15 protein-coding genes and 1 tRNA gene are annotated in these 16,424 nt (G+C 36.2%); 8 read left to right on the forward strand and 8 right to left on the reverse strand.

Annotated elements, in window-relative coordinates; all coding sequences use genetic code 11:
* Window positions 1-172 precede the first annotated feature (172 nt).
* From ACMAZI_RS06000 to ACMAZI_RS06020, 5 genes are all read right to left on the reverse strand, one after another.
* Window positions 173-248, reverse strand: a tRNA-Ala gene (locus ACMAZI_RS06000).
* A gap of 55 nt (window positions 249-303) precedes the next feature.
* A complete protein-coding gene (locus tag ACMAZI_RS06005) occupies window positions 304-2,505 on the reverse strand; it encodes a hypothetical protein (protein ID WP_412473557.1) in 2,202 nt (733 codons plus the stop codon).
* Window positions 2,506-2,557: 52 nt separating this feature from the next.
* Window positions 2,558-3,169 (reverse strand): hypothetical protein, encoded by a 612-nt coding sequence (locus ACMAZI_RS06010; protein WP_120405115.1) that lies wholly within the window; start codon window positions 3,167-3,169, stop codon window positions 2,558-2,560.
* A 98-nt stretch (window positions 3,170-3,267) separates the two neighbouring features.
* Complete coding sequence (locus ACMAZI_RS06015) at window positions 3,268-4,611, reverse strand: hypothetical protein (protein WP_412473556.1); 1,344 nt, start codon at window positions 4,609-4,611, stop codon at window positions 3,268-3,270.
* The gene (locus ACMAZI_RS06020) at window positions 4,604-4,957 is read right to left on the reverse strand and encodes a hypothetical protein (protein ID WP_412473555.1); all 354 of its coding nucleotides are present in this window, start codon (window positions 4,955-4,957) and stop codon (window positions 4,604-4,606) included. The genes ACMAZI_RS06015 and ACMAZI_RS06020 overlap by 8 nt, the downstream gene beginning before the upstream one ends.
* A gap of 276 nt (window positions 4,958-5,233) precedes the next feature.
* Here ACMAZI_RS06020 and ACMAZI_RS06025 point away from each other — a divergent pair, with 276 nt between their 5' ends.
* Window positions 5,234-5,491: a hypothetical protein gene (locus ACMAZI_RS06025; protein WP_199506668.1), complete on the forward strand. Its 258-nt coding sequence runs from the start codon at window positions 5,234-5,236 to the stop codon at window positions 5,489-5,491.
* A 38-nt stretch (window positions 5,492-5,529) separates the two neighbouring features.
* Here ACMAZI_RS06025 and hisS read toward each other — a convergent pair whose 3' ends face one another.
* Entirely contained in the window at window positions 5,530-6,873 is a 1,344-nt protein-coding gene (gene hisS, locus ACMAZI_RS06030; protein ID WP_412473554.1) for a histidine--tRNA ligase, read from the reverse strand.
* 104 nt (window positions 6,874-6,977) lie between these two features.
* On the opposite strand from hisS, the gene ACMAZI_RS06035 reads away from it, so the two are divergent.
* The 7 genes from ACMAZI_RS06035 to ACMAZI_RS06065 all read left to right on the forward strand — a co-directional run bounded on the left by ACMAZI_RS06035 (window position 6,978) and on the right by ACMAZI_RS06065 (window position 15,707).
* Window positions 6,978-7,937, forward strand: coding sequence for a M23 family metallopeptidase (locus tag ACMAZI_RS06035; protein ID WP_115363656.1), 960 nt, complete (start codon window positions 6,978-6,980; stop codon window positions 7,935-7,937).
* A complete protein-coding gene (locus tag ACMAZI_RS06040) occupies window positions 7,937-9,151 on the forward strand; it encodes a DNA recombination protein RmuC (RefSeq protein ID WP_115363654.1) in 1,215 nt (404 codons plus the stop codon). Before ACMAZI_RS06035 ends, ACMAZI_RS06040 begins: the two co-directional genes overlap by 1 nt.
* 244 nt (window positions 9,152-9,395) lie before the next feature.
* Complete coding sequence (locus ACMAZI_RS06045) at window positions 9,396-9,860, forward strand: hypothetical protein (RefSeq protein ID WP_115363652.1); 465 nt, start codon at window positions 9,396-9,398, stop codon at window positions 9,858-9,860.
* 139 nt (window positions 9,861-9,999) lie between these two features.
* The gene (locus tag ACMAZI_RS06050) at window positions 10,000-11,418 is read left to right on the forward strand and encodes a hypothetical protein (protein ID WP_412473553.1); all 1,419 of its coding nucleotides are present in this window, start codon (window positions 10,000-10,002) and stop codon (window positions 11,416-11,418) included.
* 28 nt (window positions 11,419-11,446) lie between these two features.
* On the forward strand, window positions 11,447-14,284 hold the full coding sequence (locus tag ACMAZI_RS06055; RefSeq protein ID WP_412473552.1) for a hypothetical protein: 2,838 nt from the start codon (window positions 11,447-11,449) through the stop codon (window positions 14,282-14,284).
* Window positions 14,285-14,731, forward strand: coding sequence for a hypothetical protein (locus ACMAZI_RS06060; RefSeq protein WP_412473551.1), 447 nt, complete (start codon window positions 14,285-14,287; stop codon window positions 14,729-14,731).
* 1 nt (window position 14,732) lies between these two features.
* Window positions 14,733-15,707 (forward strand): PilW family protein, encoded by a 975-nt coding sequence (locus ACMAZI_RS06065; RefSeq protein WP_158536924.1) that lies wholly within the window; start codon window positions 14,733-14,735, stop codon window positions 15,705-15,707.
* Here the strand turns inward: ACMAZI_RS06065 and ACMAZI_RS06070 are convergent.
* Together ACMAZI_RS06070 and ACMAZI_RS06075 are read right to left on the reverse strand one after the other, a co-directional pair.
* Entirely contained in the window at window positions 15,704-15,955 is a 252-nt protein-coding gene (locus ACMAZI_RS06070; protein ID WP_115363642.1) for a BolA/IbaG family iron-sulfur metabolism protein, read from the reverse strand. The two genes, ACMAZI_RS06065 and ACMAZI_RS06070, sit on opposite strands and share 4 nt — an antisense overlap.
* Window positions 15,956-15,968: 13 nt before the next feature.
* Window positions 15,969-16,367, reverse strand: coding sequence for a hypothetical protein (locus ACMAZI_RS06075; protein ID WP_115363640.1), 399 nt, complete (start codon window positions 16,365-16,367; stop codon window positions 15,969-15,971).
* Window positions 16,368-16,424 lie beyond the last annotated feature (57 nt).

Raw genomic sequence — 16,424 nt, forward strand, 5'->3', positions numbered from 1 at the left:
GACTTTAGCTCTTTGTTAAGTTAGTGAGCAAGTTTGCACGGGAGTCGCTCTCGGCCATCCATGGCCTCCGCGACATACCTACATCCTGTAGGCAACCGCCAAGAGCAATTAGATCGCTTACTAATATCCATAAAAACAAAAAAGCCCACTCGTTGAGTGGGCTTTTTTATTTTGGTGGACCTTAGCGGGATCGAACCGCTGACCTCTTCGCTGCCAGCGAAGCGCTCTCCCAGCTGAGCTAAAGGCCCTCAATTGAGATATTTTCAAGAAGAATAATAGCCAAACCGTGAGGGCTTGGCAATATTATAATTCTTGAAGATCTCCATTTTGATCTAGTTCTCGAGCAAGTTCGGCCTTCTTTACACTTACGGCCTCTTCGTAGTTACGATAGAAGCACTGTGACTCATAGGCCTCATTTTTCGTTGAGAAGCGCTCGCTTCCATTGACTAGGTAGGGAATACCACCGCTGTCATCAAGAATCTCTGCACATCTCTTTGCTAAGAATTTTGCTCTTAGCCCCATGCCTTTTTTCTTAAGCATTGGGTAGTAGATAGCACATGAATGGAGAGTGTCACGATAGCTATCGTGTCTTTTTCCCTTCTTAAGAACTTTCTTTGCATTCTTATTTAGGATCTTAATAATCGACTTTCCAAAAACTTTCTCAAAGCTTTCTCTTGCCGTATTCATGAGAGGAATATTACTTGCTCCAACATTATCTCCTCTTAGAAGATTTTGTTGAATTCCGCGATAAATTGGGATTAGAAAAGTATATTTCGAATAATTTAAGCTATCCTCATATGTTAGCTGTGGGCTTTCTGCATATGGAAGGCCATAGAGGAAGTACTCTTCAACTGCACGTATATAGTTGTAGAAAGTCGCATCGATTGTCTCAACTGAAAGAACATCACCATCTGATAAATTATTTGCTAAATAAGTATAAGCTGCTTGTGATAGGTCCTTAAAGCTATTGCACTGGCAATTTGGAGCATCGATATCGCAGTCTTCTGGTGTCAGACTTGGAACATTGACAACAACCTTCTCAAAATTAACAAGGGCCTTAAGTGCTTTTAAAGCGTTTCTCATGCGAACTGAAAATAGGGCCGTTGCTTGTGGCCTCGTTCCCGTTTTTGTTAAATCCTCTTCAAAGATTTCGATGACTTCTGAGATTGAAAAATCTTTCTTATTATCTCGCCAATTATCTTCTGCTTCGATGATTTTATATAATCTTTCAACGTTAACTGAATTTCTAAGCTTCTCTGAAAGTCTTTCTTTATCGGCCGCAAGATCAGCTAGAGCTGGTTTAATTACTTCTTGAATATACTGTGTACGATCTTCATTTCGAGCAATTTGGTTTTCCTGACAATCACTATTCTGGTTTACCCAGTACTTACCGTCTTGGAATTCACGACAATAGACATTTAACTTTGCATTTACATTAGCAAACCAAGTTAAAGTATGTGACCACGTTTCCCAAGTTTTTATATTTTGATATTCATCATTCCACTCTTCGATTTGATATGGATCAGGCTGTTGCAGTCTAAGCTTTGCTTGTTCCTTTTGAAGTGTTGCAATGGTTACAATTGTATCCTGTTGATTTGCAGTTTCATAAATATCTCTTAATTCACTCAGAATTCTTTGGATACGAGGGTAGTGCTTTCTTAAATCTTTAATTCTTTGAAAGTCTTTGTCTGGAGTATCTAGCCTTTGAATGTAGTCATATAACCACTTAGCTTCTTCTCTTGTTGCATTCTTACGACGTAGGTTACAAGTCATGGCATTGATATTCTTATATGCACACTTATAAGATACGTAGTAATTTCTATCATTATATAAGTCTTCTAACGCTTGATAAGCATCACTTCCTTTATAACTTACGTAAGAGACAAGACTATCAACCATATTGGCAAGTCCTGTAGAAGCTGCAGAAGTAAATAGGGAAGAGCCTGGGTATAGAGCACCGGCAACTTGTCCCATTAACATAACTGCAGGGCGAAGCATTTTTGGACCTAAGTCATCATCACATTCTGGCGCATCTCTTAGGTCATCTAAGATTGTTGTGGCCATTGTGAGACTATCAACAACGCCATTTTCTTTACGGTAATCTGAATCGAGGATCTCATTTCTTCTTCTTTGTAGAGAGAGAATCTCAGCATCGTATTCACCGTTATAATTACTATTTGCCACAAGTTGATAAACCTCACTGGCAATCGTCTCTAAGTTTGAATCGATAATAGAAACTTCATTGGCATTACCCTTATATTGCTCACTTAGTGAAGAAAGGAAGGCCTTTGAGTTTGCATAGATTGATTGGCAACGATAGCGCTCATCTTTGATGTCTTTAATTGCTATTGTCAGGGAGTCAACAACTTCAAGGACAGCTTGATCGCTTACAAATTCACATGAATTCGCTAGTCGACCACTAAAGAGAATTGAACGGTTAAAGTCTGCTTGTGTAAAAGTGGCCACCATCGTGATGGCCATTATTTTTAAAAGAATTTTCGTCATTAAAAACCTAATTGTGTGTGTTGTGTTTCTTGTGTGTTTTATATTTCGTTATTTATAGACGACGACGGTCTTGTAGACTAGGTCCACTTATACATTTTCTTAAAGCATTTACTACTTCATTTTGATCATTACATGCGAAGTGTCCATCACATTCATTTTCAAAACAGGCAACATTAAATGTTCCTACACATTGTGACATAACTCTTCTGATGTCTTCTTGGCTATCAAAGTCTCTTCTGTTTAATCTTGAAAGCGCACTGTTAAGACATGAATTTTGTACTAACCAAAGTTGTGAATTTAAGCTTGTTACTTCATTAAGGTCATTACGATCGTAGCGACTTAAATTTGCCATTACTGTTGCTTGAACATTTCCTGTTACGTATTGGCAAGAACGAGCAATTGCATAAAGTTCATTGTGATCATTTTGATCAAAACGTGAAAGAAGTCTCATTGAATTGTTAATACAACCTAAGTCCAGTTGTCTTGTACACGCATCGTAAATTCTTCTTAGTTCATAATTAGATGAACATTCTCTTTCGTTACCTGAACACAATTTTTCAACACATGCAGATTGTGTATAGTTCGGTATTTGTGGTGCTCTAAATTGTGCCATTGTGCTTGTTAGATAAACAATGGCCACTAGCAATATAACTGCTCTAAACATAATAAACCCCTCCCTAATATTTCCCATTTTTATATAATTTAAGGAAAATTCTGCAAAGGAATTTATTTTTCAAAAGTGCGTAAGTGACTGGAATTTCGTTAGGCGTTATAAAATTTATTCAGACGAGTCTTCATATGAGGATAGATTTTGATGGCCTGCTCATACCACTCCTGAATACTCTCTTCTTTACGATTCATATCGATTGAGCGCTTGATGATAATCTCAAATAGTTCTTCTGATTTGAAACCACTATTTAATGTATCGATGGCCATCTTTAAAGACTGGGAAGCAGTAGAGTCTTTATCTGCTACGAGGGCATCCATGAGTGGAGCATTCTCATACTTTGGAAATTTTTCTTTTTGCTTAACTTGCACGAATTTAGTGGTCTTATTATCTGGTGTTTGAGTCAGGATAATAATCATTTTTTCTAAAATAGCAGGCTTTGTTGCGCAAATGATTGAAGCTTCCTCAATTAGCTTTAATGCCTTTAAGTATTTCTTATTTTTTTGTAAGTCTTGAATAGATGATTTATCAAATTCAATTTTTTCAAGTTCACATCGAGCATAGATGACAATGGCCGCAGAAATGGCATCTTTGATTTCATCTGAAGGCTCATTCACTTTCTTATAAGCATCATAATAATTTAAAATTAATTCATGCTTACCAGCCGCAACTGCAACCATTGATAAGTCTTTCAACATATCAGGTGAAATAGGGTAGTCCGCATGCAGTTTAAGTGAATACTGCAAGGCCATATAGTAATTTTTCTGATGTTTATAAGTTTTAAAAAATAGCTTTAGAGTATTAAAGTCTTTTGGGTTTATTGTATAAGACTTTTCAAGTGCTTTAAGGGACTCTTCAAAGTTCTTATCTTTGAAATGACAAAGTCCTTCCAGATAATATGTTTCATATGCTTCTTTTGATAACTCTCTGGCCTTCTCTACAATCTCAAAAACTTTTGCATGATCTTTTCCTACTTGTTCATAAGCGGCATTGATAAGTTTTCGATAATCACTTGGAGATGACTTCATCTCGTATAACTTATCCATTAAGGCTTTTATACTATCTACAGTGAATGGGATCGGTAAAACGAGATCCACTTGTTGTTGAGCAATTTTTGAAATCGCATCAATGGAATCATTTTGAGTCAGTAGAATGAAGCTGTTGTTGATTCGATTTGGTTGAAGCTTTAAGTGCTTCTTTAAAACGTCGTTATAGCGACCTTGATCAAGTACTTCGTAGCTAAAAACAAGATTGGGCTCAAAAGAGTCGAGCTCTTTTAGGGCATCATGAAAAGTCTTAGCAAAACGTACATTCTTACGTTCAATACCAAGTGACTTGAATGCATTCTCGTATGCAACACGGGCATTACCGAGAGACTCAACCACTAAGACTTCTAAGTCTTTAAAGAATGTTTGTTTTCTTGGATCTTCGTTACTCATCGACTGGTACTTTCCTAAATTTATCTAATAATTTATTTGTCTTCTCTAATCGATTCAAAATTACATTTTCAATCTTCTCGTGCATCTCCTTACTCTCTTCCAGAACTTTAAAAGTTACGTGGTTCTGTTCGTCGTTGTATGCACCAATATCCATGACTTCACTTGTTAGCTTTATGGCCTGCTCATGCTTTGTTAAATCGGCTGAATTGGCCTTTGTTACAAGTGAATTTTGGACAATATATAATTCAATCCTATGCCCTAAGGCACAGCTATTTTTCGGTAATAAAGCCGTTAGTTTTTGCGGAGACACAAGCATAACAAGATGACACTTATTTATCTCAAGCACACTAGTGTGACTGGTAAGATTCTTAATTACTAAAATGAACCTGTTGCTTTTTTGGCTTGCAATTTTAAACACTTGCTTTTCCATCTCTAAAGACTATCTCAAGGAAGGATTTTATGCAAAATGACGTATTTTACCCAGTTATTTAGGATAGTTAAGCCTAATTTTCGGCAATTATAGGAGGCGATCGGTTTTTTTTATTGACGTAATAAATGCTAGGTACTTAAAATTACTATATTACATATTTTTCTACTAAAACAACTAAACAAGAGGTTTAAAATGGCTAAAAAGAAAAAAGCAGCAACTAAGAAGAAAGCAGCTCCAAAGAAAAAAGCAGCTAAGAAATCAACTAAGAAAAAGGAAATGCTACTAGTTGGTTCAAAAACTAAAGAAGCACTAAAGGGTAAAGGATACAACGTATCTTCAGACGCTCTTGAAGCAATGAACGAGTACGTATACTGGCTAGTTGATCAAGCTCAAAAGAGATGTACAGCTAACGGTAGAAAGACAATTCGTCCATACGATATCCTAGGATAATCAAACGAATTCATTTCGTTAGAAATAAAGAAGCCTCGCTATGCGAGGCTTTCTTGTTTCTCTTGACCTGTTTCCATGTCTTTTATTTTTAAAATTCTTTGCTCTTTTTCCTGATCCCCATAGAAGATTACATTCTTAACCCCACGCTTGTTGGCGTAAGTCATCTGCTTCTTCATTTTGGCCGAAGTAGGGTAGATCTCAATTGAATGGCCTTGCGCTCTAAATTTGCGAGCAATTTGGAGGTATTCTTTTTGGTCGTCATCACTCATATTGATGATCATATAATCTACGCTTGCACCGATATCTTCAAAGAGTCCACGATCAAGCATGACATCATAAATTCTTTCAGCTCCAAATGAGATTCCAACACCTGAGAGCTTCTCTTTTTGACCAAACATACTTGTTAGGTCGTCATAGCGTCCTCCGCCACCGATACTTCCCATTGAACCATCAACAAGTTTTACTTCAAAAATACAACCTGTGTAGTAATCAAGTCCTCTTGCTAGAGTAGGATCAAAGACAAGGTTTTCAATTCCTAGCTCACGCACATTTGAGAGAACAAATTCAAGTTCTTCAAGGCCAAGTTTTCCAACTTCGTCTTCTCCTAGAAATTCTTTGATTGTTGAAAGCTTCTCATCAGAGCTTCCTTCTAAGGTAAGAAGTGTTGAGAGTCTTGCTACTTGTTCTTCACTAAAGTCACGTTTTAAAAGTTCTTCACCAACTTTCTCAGCTCCAATCTTATCGAGCTTATCAATGGCAATAGTCATATCGGTAAGCTTATCGCTGACGCCGAGAACACTAGCAATACCTTGAAGGATCTTTCTGTTGTTGATGACGATTTCAACACCATCAAGCTTTAGGTCGTTAAAAACATCGTGATAGACTTCAACTAGGGAAACTTCACTTAGAAGTGATTCTGTTCCAATAATATCTCCATCACATTGATAGAATTCGCGATAACGGCCTTTTTGAGGACGATCCGCACGCCAAACTGGCTGAATTTGATAGCGTTTAAATGGGAGGGCCAGTTCATTTAAATTGGCACACACATAGCGAGCAAATGGGATGGTAAGGTCATAGCGCAGACCTCGATCACACATCTTTGCTGAAATTGCTCCAAGATTCTTCTCTTCTAAATCTTCTGGCTTTACCTTCTTTAGAAAGTCTCCTGAGTTTAGAACGCGAAAAAGAAGCTTATCTCCTTCTTCTCCATATTTACCAGTGAGGACGTTCAGGTTCTCAACGGCAGGTGTCTCTAGCGGCATAAAGCCATGTGATTGAAACCTTTTTTTAATTGTATCAAATATATAATTTCGTCTTGATGATTCAAGTGGACCAAAGTCACGTGTCCCTTTTGCATTTTGTGGCCTAATCGTCGCCATTTAATTACCCCTTCGAAATAAATATATTTGTTTATACCCTTATTTTTAGCACTTTTAAAGCAATAGGCCTTTAAAAATCGCAACTTATTTGCCATAATTTCCTTATGAGACACAATACAACATTTTTCCTATTTTCATTTTTACTCTTTCTCTGTTCTTGTGCAGGCCTTAAGCCTCTACCAAAGCTTGGAACTTATGACGTTGAACAACGTATAGCCTACCCAGGTAAGGTGAATAAGATTATTTTAGACCTGCCAAGTCTCGGGGAAGAATTTCATATTCTCTGTGGAGATAAGAGGCTATCTCACGAAATTAAAAATGGAAAAATAACGGCATTCTATGCTCCGAGATATTGGTACTTTGAAACAAAAGATGGTGAGAAAACAGATGCGCCAAGTAATGTTCATTGCTACTTAAAGTCTAAGGTCTACGGAAGTGAAGTTCAGTATCACTTTACGACATTTAACATAAGGCCATTTGATTATAAGAAATCTTATATCAAGGTGGCAAAGAAGCACGTTGATCTTTCTCCTGAAGCGGTTGAGCGCTGGAAAAGAGAAGTGAAACTACAAAGTGAAGCTTATGCAAGTGCTGTTACAGATCGTTCATTAACAGATAAAGAATTTATCCGCCCGCTAAATAGTAAGATCACCGCTGTTTATGGTAATCGTCGTGTATTTAACGATAAGAAAAATAGCTGGCATTCTGGTACGGATATGCGAGCAAGAAGGCCAACGCCAATCAAAGCATCAAACGATGGGAAAGTAATCCTTGTTGAAGATCTCTTCTTTAATGGAAAGGCTGTCTTTATTGATCACGGTGCTGGTGTCATCACAATGTATTGCCACTTGTCAGAATTTAAAGTTAAAACTGGCGATACAGTTAAACGTGGTCAAATTATAGCTTTAAGTGGTAATACTGGACGCTCGAGTGCTCCACATCTTCATTGGGGAGTGAGAGTGCAAGGTAATTGGGTCGATGGCCTACAATTTTTAAAAGAGCAAAAGAAGCAGTTGAATCCACAGGCATATAAAATGCCTAGTGAAAAAGAAGGAATGAATTAATGGCCTTAACGATAGTAGTTATTGTTCTTCAAATTGTAATTATTGGATTCCTCTTTTTAATTTTTAAAAAAGAGCAAGTTGTTAACTTTGACGAAGTTAATAATTTAATTCGTTCTCAAAAGAATGAAATGACGGATACTTTATTCAAAAATAATAATCAGCTAGCAGAAAACTTCTCTAATCTAAGAGAACTTGTTGCTGAAAGATTGATGGAGACAAAAGGTGCTCTAAATAAGGATCTCTTCACTTTTAAAGATCAGCTTGGAAAAGATCTTGAGGCGAAGTTTGATAAAACGAATAAGTCAATCCAAGATAAACTGCAAAATATTGATAATAAAGTTCAAGAAAACCTCAACGAGAATTTCAAGAAGACTAATGAAACCTTTACTGGAATTATTGCTCGTCTTGCTAAAATTGATGAGGCCCAAAAGAAAATCGAATCACTTTCGACAAATGTTGTAAGCCTTCAAGAAGTTCTAACTGATAAAAAATCACGTGGGATCTTTGGTGAGGTTCAGCTAACTTCACTTTTAAAGTCAGTATTTGGTGAGGGTGATAAGTATTATAAGCTTCAGTACAAATTAAGTAATGACAAGCTCGTGGATGCAATGGTTGATCTTCCTGATCCAATTGGAAAGCTTTGTGTGGATTCAAAGTTTCCATTAGAAAACTTCAAAAGAATGTTTGAAGGATCATTGGAAGAGAAGGCGAGTGCACGTAAAGAATTCGTACGAAATGTAAAAAAACATATCGATGATATTTCGAGTAAATATATTATTAAGGGTGAGACTGCTGAGCAGGCCGTTCTCTTTCTTCCGGCCGAGGCCATCTTTGCTGAAATTCACGCATATCATGAAGATATTATTTCTTATTCTCAAAAGCATAATGTTTGGATCGCATCACCGACAACTTTCATGGCAACTTTAACAACTGTTCAAAGTGTAATGATGAATATGGAGCGTTCAAAGTATATGTCTATTCTTCACGAAGAAATCAATAAATTAGGTAAAGACTTTAATCTCTATGAGAAGAGATGGACTGATCTAACAAAGCATCTTGCAACAGTTACTAAAGACGTTAATAATATCAATATAACTACAGGTAAAATCTCTAAGAGATTCCAAAAAATTATGGAAGTAGAGATTGATAAGGCACAGTTGGCCAACGTGGCAGAAGTTGAATTTACTAGTCAGGAACCGTCAAATGACTTATAATAGTCTTTGATTCTTATAAAATTTTATCTATCGAAGGAATATATATGAGTTTAGAAGTATTTGTTGCATTGTGTTTAGTAGGGTTTTGGGCACTTTTACCAGCATCTCTAGCGATTGCATGTAAAGACTTTGATGATGCGATGATGGATGATCATCACTAAGAAACAGGTTAACTTTTTCCATGTTTCAATAACTTAAGTGAGCTCCTATAATAAATTAAACACTTATTATAGGAGTCTCATAAATGGCAAAAAATCGCCGACGCCTCAAGCAAATCTGGATTAACCCAGAATTTCAAAAACACTTTCTCGTTAAATTTGGATTTTTAAATCTCATCTCGTGTGGACTTTTTGTTGCCACAATTTTGTCGTTTCTTGTAAATGTCAGAGAGATGGCAGAGGAGAGTGGCTTCTTTCAAAGTGCTGCCTTTCAAGGCTTTTGGGATGTTCAAGTTCAAATCATAAGCTTTTCTCTTCTTATTGCAGTCTTAGTTTCTTTCTTTCTATTTCTATATTTAGGTTTAACAATGTCCCACAAGATTGCGGGCCCTTTGTATCGTTTAAACAATCACTTTAAAAAACTAGCTAAGTCTGAAGAGGATGAAGAACATTTTCTAGAGAAAGTAACATTTCGAAAAGGAGATTACTTCAGAGAGATTGAGGATTCTTTTAATGATTTAGTCGATAAGCAGAACTCATCTCATGAGTAATGCCAAGAAAAGTTCTCATGTATTTTTAGTAAGATACGTTGGGACCGAATTGAGTTGAAGTAAAATCAGTAAGTTGTAAGTAGTTAAAAAACCTATGTTAATCTAAAGAAAATTACTTGCAAATAAGGGGATCTCAGAAGTGTTAGTACTAATATTTTTAACAATCTTTAGTAGTCATCAAGTCTTAGCTCAAGGAATTTCTGTCATTCCAAATAACACGGCCCTTGGAGTTAGGTTAAACCAAGTGGGAAATGTTATTAAGAAGAACTCGTGTGATCAATTTCGCTCAAAACATTTAAATATTACGCTAACTCCTACTTGTTATGGTGCAAACCTGAGACATGCTAAGAGTACGATTGATCCTCGTGGTGGTGATATTAGAATGAATGTGAAGTTATCAAATGGTGGACAACACTTTGAGAGTAATACGGTCTTTTCTCCTCAGGTAACTTGGCCAAATACATATGGGCAATCATGTACGTGGAATGCTGAATCAAATGATGTTAATTGTTTAATAAAAAGTGGAAACTCTTCACGTGATGTTAAATATAAATGTGCTTACAAGAGGGCAAAGTTCTTTTTAAACGATGCTCTTGATTGTCGTCGTCAAGGAGACCCTCTAGCTCAAGCAGCTCTCAATTCAAATATTAAATGTAAATTCTTCTATAATTGGAAGGGAACTGGCTACGCTGCCAAGTCTTCATATACGAAAAAGCCTGGGCTTGCCAATTGTGGTATCCGAGGTAAGGAAGCAATGGATGTTTCAACTGAAATTGTATCAGGTGCTCAGGAAGATACTGAAAGTGAAATTCATGAAGGTGAAGTCAATGTTTCAATTGCGCAATTAAGTATTCCAAAAAGAGTTGGAGCACGTGACCTAAGTAGCGGCCGTGTAATCTTCTCTGGCTCTTCTAGTGATGTGCGTGTGGAATTCTTTCAACATAATGAAAAAGAAGATAAGTGGGTTAAGCTCGACTATAAAGGAAGTATTGGCCTTAATGATTTTGAGGATTGCCTAAATGTAAAAGCGGCGTTTCTTGGAAGAAATCAATTCTGTGGCTCTTATTATTCACCACTAATGTTATTCTTCGATGCGAATCTCCCTGACTTCTTAGGAAGAAGCTCATTTCCACTAATAAATGATGTACCAGTCGTAAACTGGGTAGAGCCTAATTCGAAAGGTTATTTCCTTGCCATTGATCGAAACGGTGATGGAAAAATTAATAGTGCCCTTGAGTTATTCGGTGATCAAAATACATATGAAAATGGCTTTAGAGCTTTAGCTAAGTATGATTCTAATAATGACGGTGTAATCGATATTAATGACGAAGTATATTCAAATTTAATTCTATGGAATGATCTCAATGGTAACGGGATCAGTGAAAGTTCTGAAATGACGACATTACCAAAGAAAGGTGTTACTTCAATAAACTTAGAATATAAAAGAGGACATATCGCTTTTGAAGGGCGAGCAGAGGCCAGAGAGAAGTCGACTTTTACGACTGAAGATGGACGCATTGGAAGCGTTTACGATATTTGGTTTTCTCCTGCAATATAGTAATTGAATTGATTAAAAATGGATTTTTATGAAGTTGTTAAGAAATGAACGCGGTGGTGCTGCTCTAGCATTTATAATTTTTGCTTCGGTGGCCGCAGCGTATCTCACAATGAACCTAAATCAGGTTCTCGACGTTGTCTCAAAAAAGAAAAAAGATGGCCGCATTAATGCTGAAATGGATACCTTTACTCGCGGTATTATTTCATACACGACTCATGCTTTAAAAAATCGTTGGTGTATGGATGATAAGTGGGCCAGAAGCGAAAGCTGTTCTGGAGATATGCATGAAGTAATTAGTAATAAGTTAAATCTTGAAAGGCTTCTATGGTCTAGCGCTTCTCTAACTGCGATTAAGCAAGCCTATAAAAATGAATATAATAAAGAAATTGGCTTTGAACCTGCTCTTGATGAGGTCTCGACAACAATAAATATAAAGTCTCTAGGGGAGTTAAGTCAGTCCCATCCAATTAACCTTTCTCTAACTAATACGCTTAGAAATTGTATGGATGAAGTTTCAATTTCTTTAAAGAAAGCTGAAAATAGTGCTCTTTATAAATCAGGGGATGATCGCTATATCGAAATCTTTGTTGAAGCAAAGATGAAAGATATCGATAGATGCTCCGATTATAATAGTAGACCCTACGGGAGAAGTTTAGTTGGTCTATTTCCAAGAACCCTAAATCAATTTGCAATCATTAAAGGTGGGGATCTAGACTTATCTAAATATACTGGATCGGAGAGCTCTAAAGGTTTAAATATTCACGCACCAATTTATGTTGATAATGACCTTATTCTACCGTCGAGCTCTTATGCACCAGTTGGGATTTATTCCAATATTCATTTAGGAAGAGGTGCTGTCAAAAGTGGTTCTGGTAATTTTGTGCCAAAGAGTTTTGGTGGACAGGATGATCAACTTTATTCGACTTATGCTAATGTAAAAACGATAAAACGAGGCGTTGTCTTTGAAGACGAAGTCGATGAGGGGATTGCCGCCTTATTTGGTAATGAATATTATGTTGATACAAGTCTGGCAAAGAAGTGTGATATTTGGCGCGAGCTAGAAGAGAACTTATCTGAAACTAGAGATTCTAGATTATTTGGTAAATTAAGTGGTAGTGGCTTTAGTGTCGGACTTTCAAAAACAAATCTTCCGATATCAAATGAATTTAAAGAATATGCCTTCCCAAGTGAATTAGTTAGCTCAACGAAGGGCTATACTGTTATTTTAAAAAATGACAAAAATACAGTCTCTTATATAGATGTAGGTAAATCTGAAAAGCCAATCATGAAAATGGACGTTTCTGTTCCTGCTAATGGTGAAACTGCAGAGTTGTTACTAGCACGTGATACAGAATTCAAAATTAACTTAAACTCTAGCATTAATTTTATTAAATCTAAGGAAGTTCTTACTAAAGAAACAGTAACAGATGAAGAATTTGATGACACTTATAAGGAAAATGACTTTCAAAGAGTTGTTAGAAATATTTCAAGTAAATGTAGTGACCTCAACTCTAAAGATCCTAAGGTAAGATCAGATAAATGTAGCCTTGTTGATTCTAATTTTAATGAATCAAAGAGTAGTAGTTGTGCAAGTGTATACAACGATAATCCTGGTGCTAAGGCCAGCTGCGAGTCTCGTGTTAACGCAATCGAGACTGCTTCTAATGAATATGCTGAAATGAAGGATGAATCACTTGAAGAAATTGAAGAGTATTTAAAAAAGCAGCCTAGTATTGATTTTAGTCTTTCGGCCTCAACAACAAATATCACAAACTTTAAAGTTGATATAAGTAATAAGGATCAACTCAATAGTGATGCGTATAAGAATATATCTGATATTACATTATCGTTAACAGCTTTTGATTTTGCCATTGAGAATAGTTCAAATTACACAACAGGACGTCGTAATAATGAGGCCCATAAACCAGGTCCAAATGAATTAGGTAATCCAAACCTCATTAATATAAAACTCATTCGAAATAAAGAAGGAGTGGTTGAATCTATTAAGTATACGAATGCCGAAGATGAAGAGCTTAAGGGCTGGACAATGTTAAAGCGCGATAATGGATTTAATGAACCTCCTCGCAAGCCGATGCCGGGACTATTTGAAAAACTTAGTAAGGAATTATTTATGCCTGAAGGTGGCTTAAGTATTTCTGAAAGTAAAGAGTTAAAAGAAAAGTGCTCTGGCATACCTGTTAATGACAATTATTCTTGGGATATCTCTTTTACAAAGAATACGCTGCATTCTTGGATGTATGATGTTGGTGGAAATGGAATTACATTGACTGAGACGATGGAAATGCAAGATCGTTACTTATTTAATCAAAGTAATATGTATCCAGGTGATGCTGGTGGGATACCTAATCAATCGGTCACTAAGAAATGTATTATTCCAAGTGATGTGAGTTTTATCTTTGGTTTCTACGCTTGTCTTGAGCTAGAGATTGAACCTCGTTCAACGCCTTTAACTTTTGTGGGAACACTACTAGTAAATGAGTTAGAAATATCAAGTGGTGCTCTAACCAGTGGTGTGAATTTCTATAGTATTTGGCATCCGGCCGCTATCGAAAAGCTAAGAGAGTATAAATGGCTTGCCCGTCGAGATGAAAATGGAGAGTTACTAGAATGTGATTCTAATATTACTGTTTGGAATAAAAATATTTCAAGACAGGAGCAATATGATTTAAGAACTTGCTCTCCAATTCATTTTGTCTTAGAGGGGCCAAATAATTATAACTGGACGACTGTTGATCCAGAAATAGGGCTTCCTGAAAGTGGGGGACTTGTCACAAAATCAAAAATACCAAATCGTTACCGTCGATTCAATATCCAAACATATTGGGTTGAAACTGGGAGTTTATAGTTGAAGTTGGATAATAAAGGTTTATCTTTAGCAGAGATTGTTGTCACAGCTGGCCTATTAGGTGTTCTAATATATGCCTTTGTTGGTGGACAAAATATTTTTAGAAGTGCAAATAAGAAATCGAGAAGTCAGGTCGTTCAACATAATCTTGTTAATTCTTTGTATCGTAAAATATCATCAAATAGTGCTGTTTTTCAGGTTAATATGAATAGTGATGAATTCTTATCAATGACAAGTTTACAAGACCTCAATGAGAAGCTTCCTCTTGCTTGGAATGATAAGTTGGTAACATCTGTTGAAGAGTGTCCTAGTTGCCCAGGCCGTATGGGTTATATTCTAACACCACACCCGACATATCGTGGGCTTTTAAAGCTTGTTATTCGCGTAACACATAAGTCTTATATTGAAGGCTTTAAGGATTATGAATTTGTTATTTCAGGGGAATAGAATGTTTAAGTTTATAAAAAAGAGTAATGGTTTCTCCCTTGTCGAATTATTGGTTGCTTCAGGACTTGCAGGAGTAGTCTTATTGTCAGCAACGTCATTCTTTAGTCGTTATAAAAGAGATAATAAAAAAGTAACAGAAGAGATTTTAGAAACAATTAATTTAACGCAATTTGAACAGGTCTTAAGTAAGGACCTATCTCTTGCAAAATTCTCTCTGGGCTCACTTGAGTTAATGGATGATAACGATAGGAACTTTTTCGATTTTTATTTTGATGTTACTTGTGAAGAAAATTGTCAAAGAGAGTTCGTTCTTAAAACTCCATCAGGAGTAGGCTCATTCTCTCGCCCCATTTATTTTCTTATTCAAGACCCGTTCTTTTCTAAAGAAGTTATTTTAAATCCAAGTGAAGCTTATAACTCAAGTACAGAGTTTCAAAGTTTAAACTTTAATAATAATTTGAATAATAAATTATATCAGCCTTCTTTACCTGATGAGCAACAAGATATTATATGGAGAAAGGGGGCGCTGATTTATGCCTATGCAAACCTTCCTGTTCGTAAAGATAGTAGTGAGCCAGGAAAGAATGCACCTACTAAATATAATTATCTTGGTTGGGTGAAGTCAAAAGGTGCATCTAAATTAGAAAAAGAAGATATTGAGCCTGATTTATTTATAAATTGGGATGTGAGATCGATGAATTATTATAATAGTGAAGATGACTTTTTAAGAAATATTCCCTTTGTTTATGGGCTTGCAAACTCTGTGTATGTAGCAAGAGCTCGAATAATTCGTTACCGTTTAAAAGCCTATAAAGATAATGACCAAGTTCTTGGCCGTTTATATCGCGGTGTAAAGCGCTCAGATGGAACTTATAGAGAGTTTGTTATTGGAGACGGTTTTAAAGAGTTAAGCTTCTCTCGTAAAGATGTCTCGTTACCATTTATTAATGTTCGATTTGATGTTGTTGAAAACTAAATCAAACCTTGGTTTTGGGCCTGCTCAACAGTTAGTGTTTTAAGCTGTACAGCGTGAAGGTCCTCACTTAGTTTTTGCTTTAGAATATCCATAACCATACGGTGTTGTGCTAGAAGCATCTTTCCTTTGAATTCATCACTAATAATTGTGATTCCAAGATGATCACCACCACCAGTTAAGTCATAAACTTGAACTTGTGAGTCTTTGATATTTTCTTCGATTATTGTTTTTACTTGTTCAAATAACATTTAGTGAATCCTCTTAATTTATAATTGGTTTTGCAGCAGCATAGAAGCTCGTTATAAAAGTTAGGATACGAAATGCTAATGTCGTAATTCCTAGGTAACGATGCTTTGGAATGAATGAGCGATCTCCTGCAAGAACCTTTCTACCTGAGATGATCATTGCGAAATAGAGTACAACACTCGATACTGCAAAGAATAAGTGTATTTTTAAAGCAGTTTGTGATTGAAAGACTTCCAGGGCCTTATCTATCGCACTGCGATTTAATTCAATTTGTAAAATTAGTAGGATATCCCAGATAATTGCGCTCGACATAATTTTAATATGCTTTTTGCGTTTCTTACTCTGCGTCACCCCGTAAACCATAAGAGCTAGGATGATAAATGACTGAATTTGAAAAAAAGTCGCTGAAGACATGTAATGGCCTTATAAAAATACCCAATTAATAATATATACCTAGAATATGACATAAAA

It is taken from the genome of Halobacteriovorax sp. YZS-3-1, assembly GCF_047084945.1.
Taxonomy (GTDB): Bacteria; Bdellovibrionota; Bacteriovoracia; order Bacteriovoracales; family Bacteriovoracaceae; genus Halobacteriovorax_A; species Halobacteriovorax_A vibrionivorans.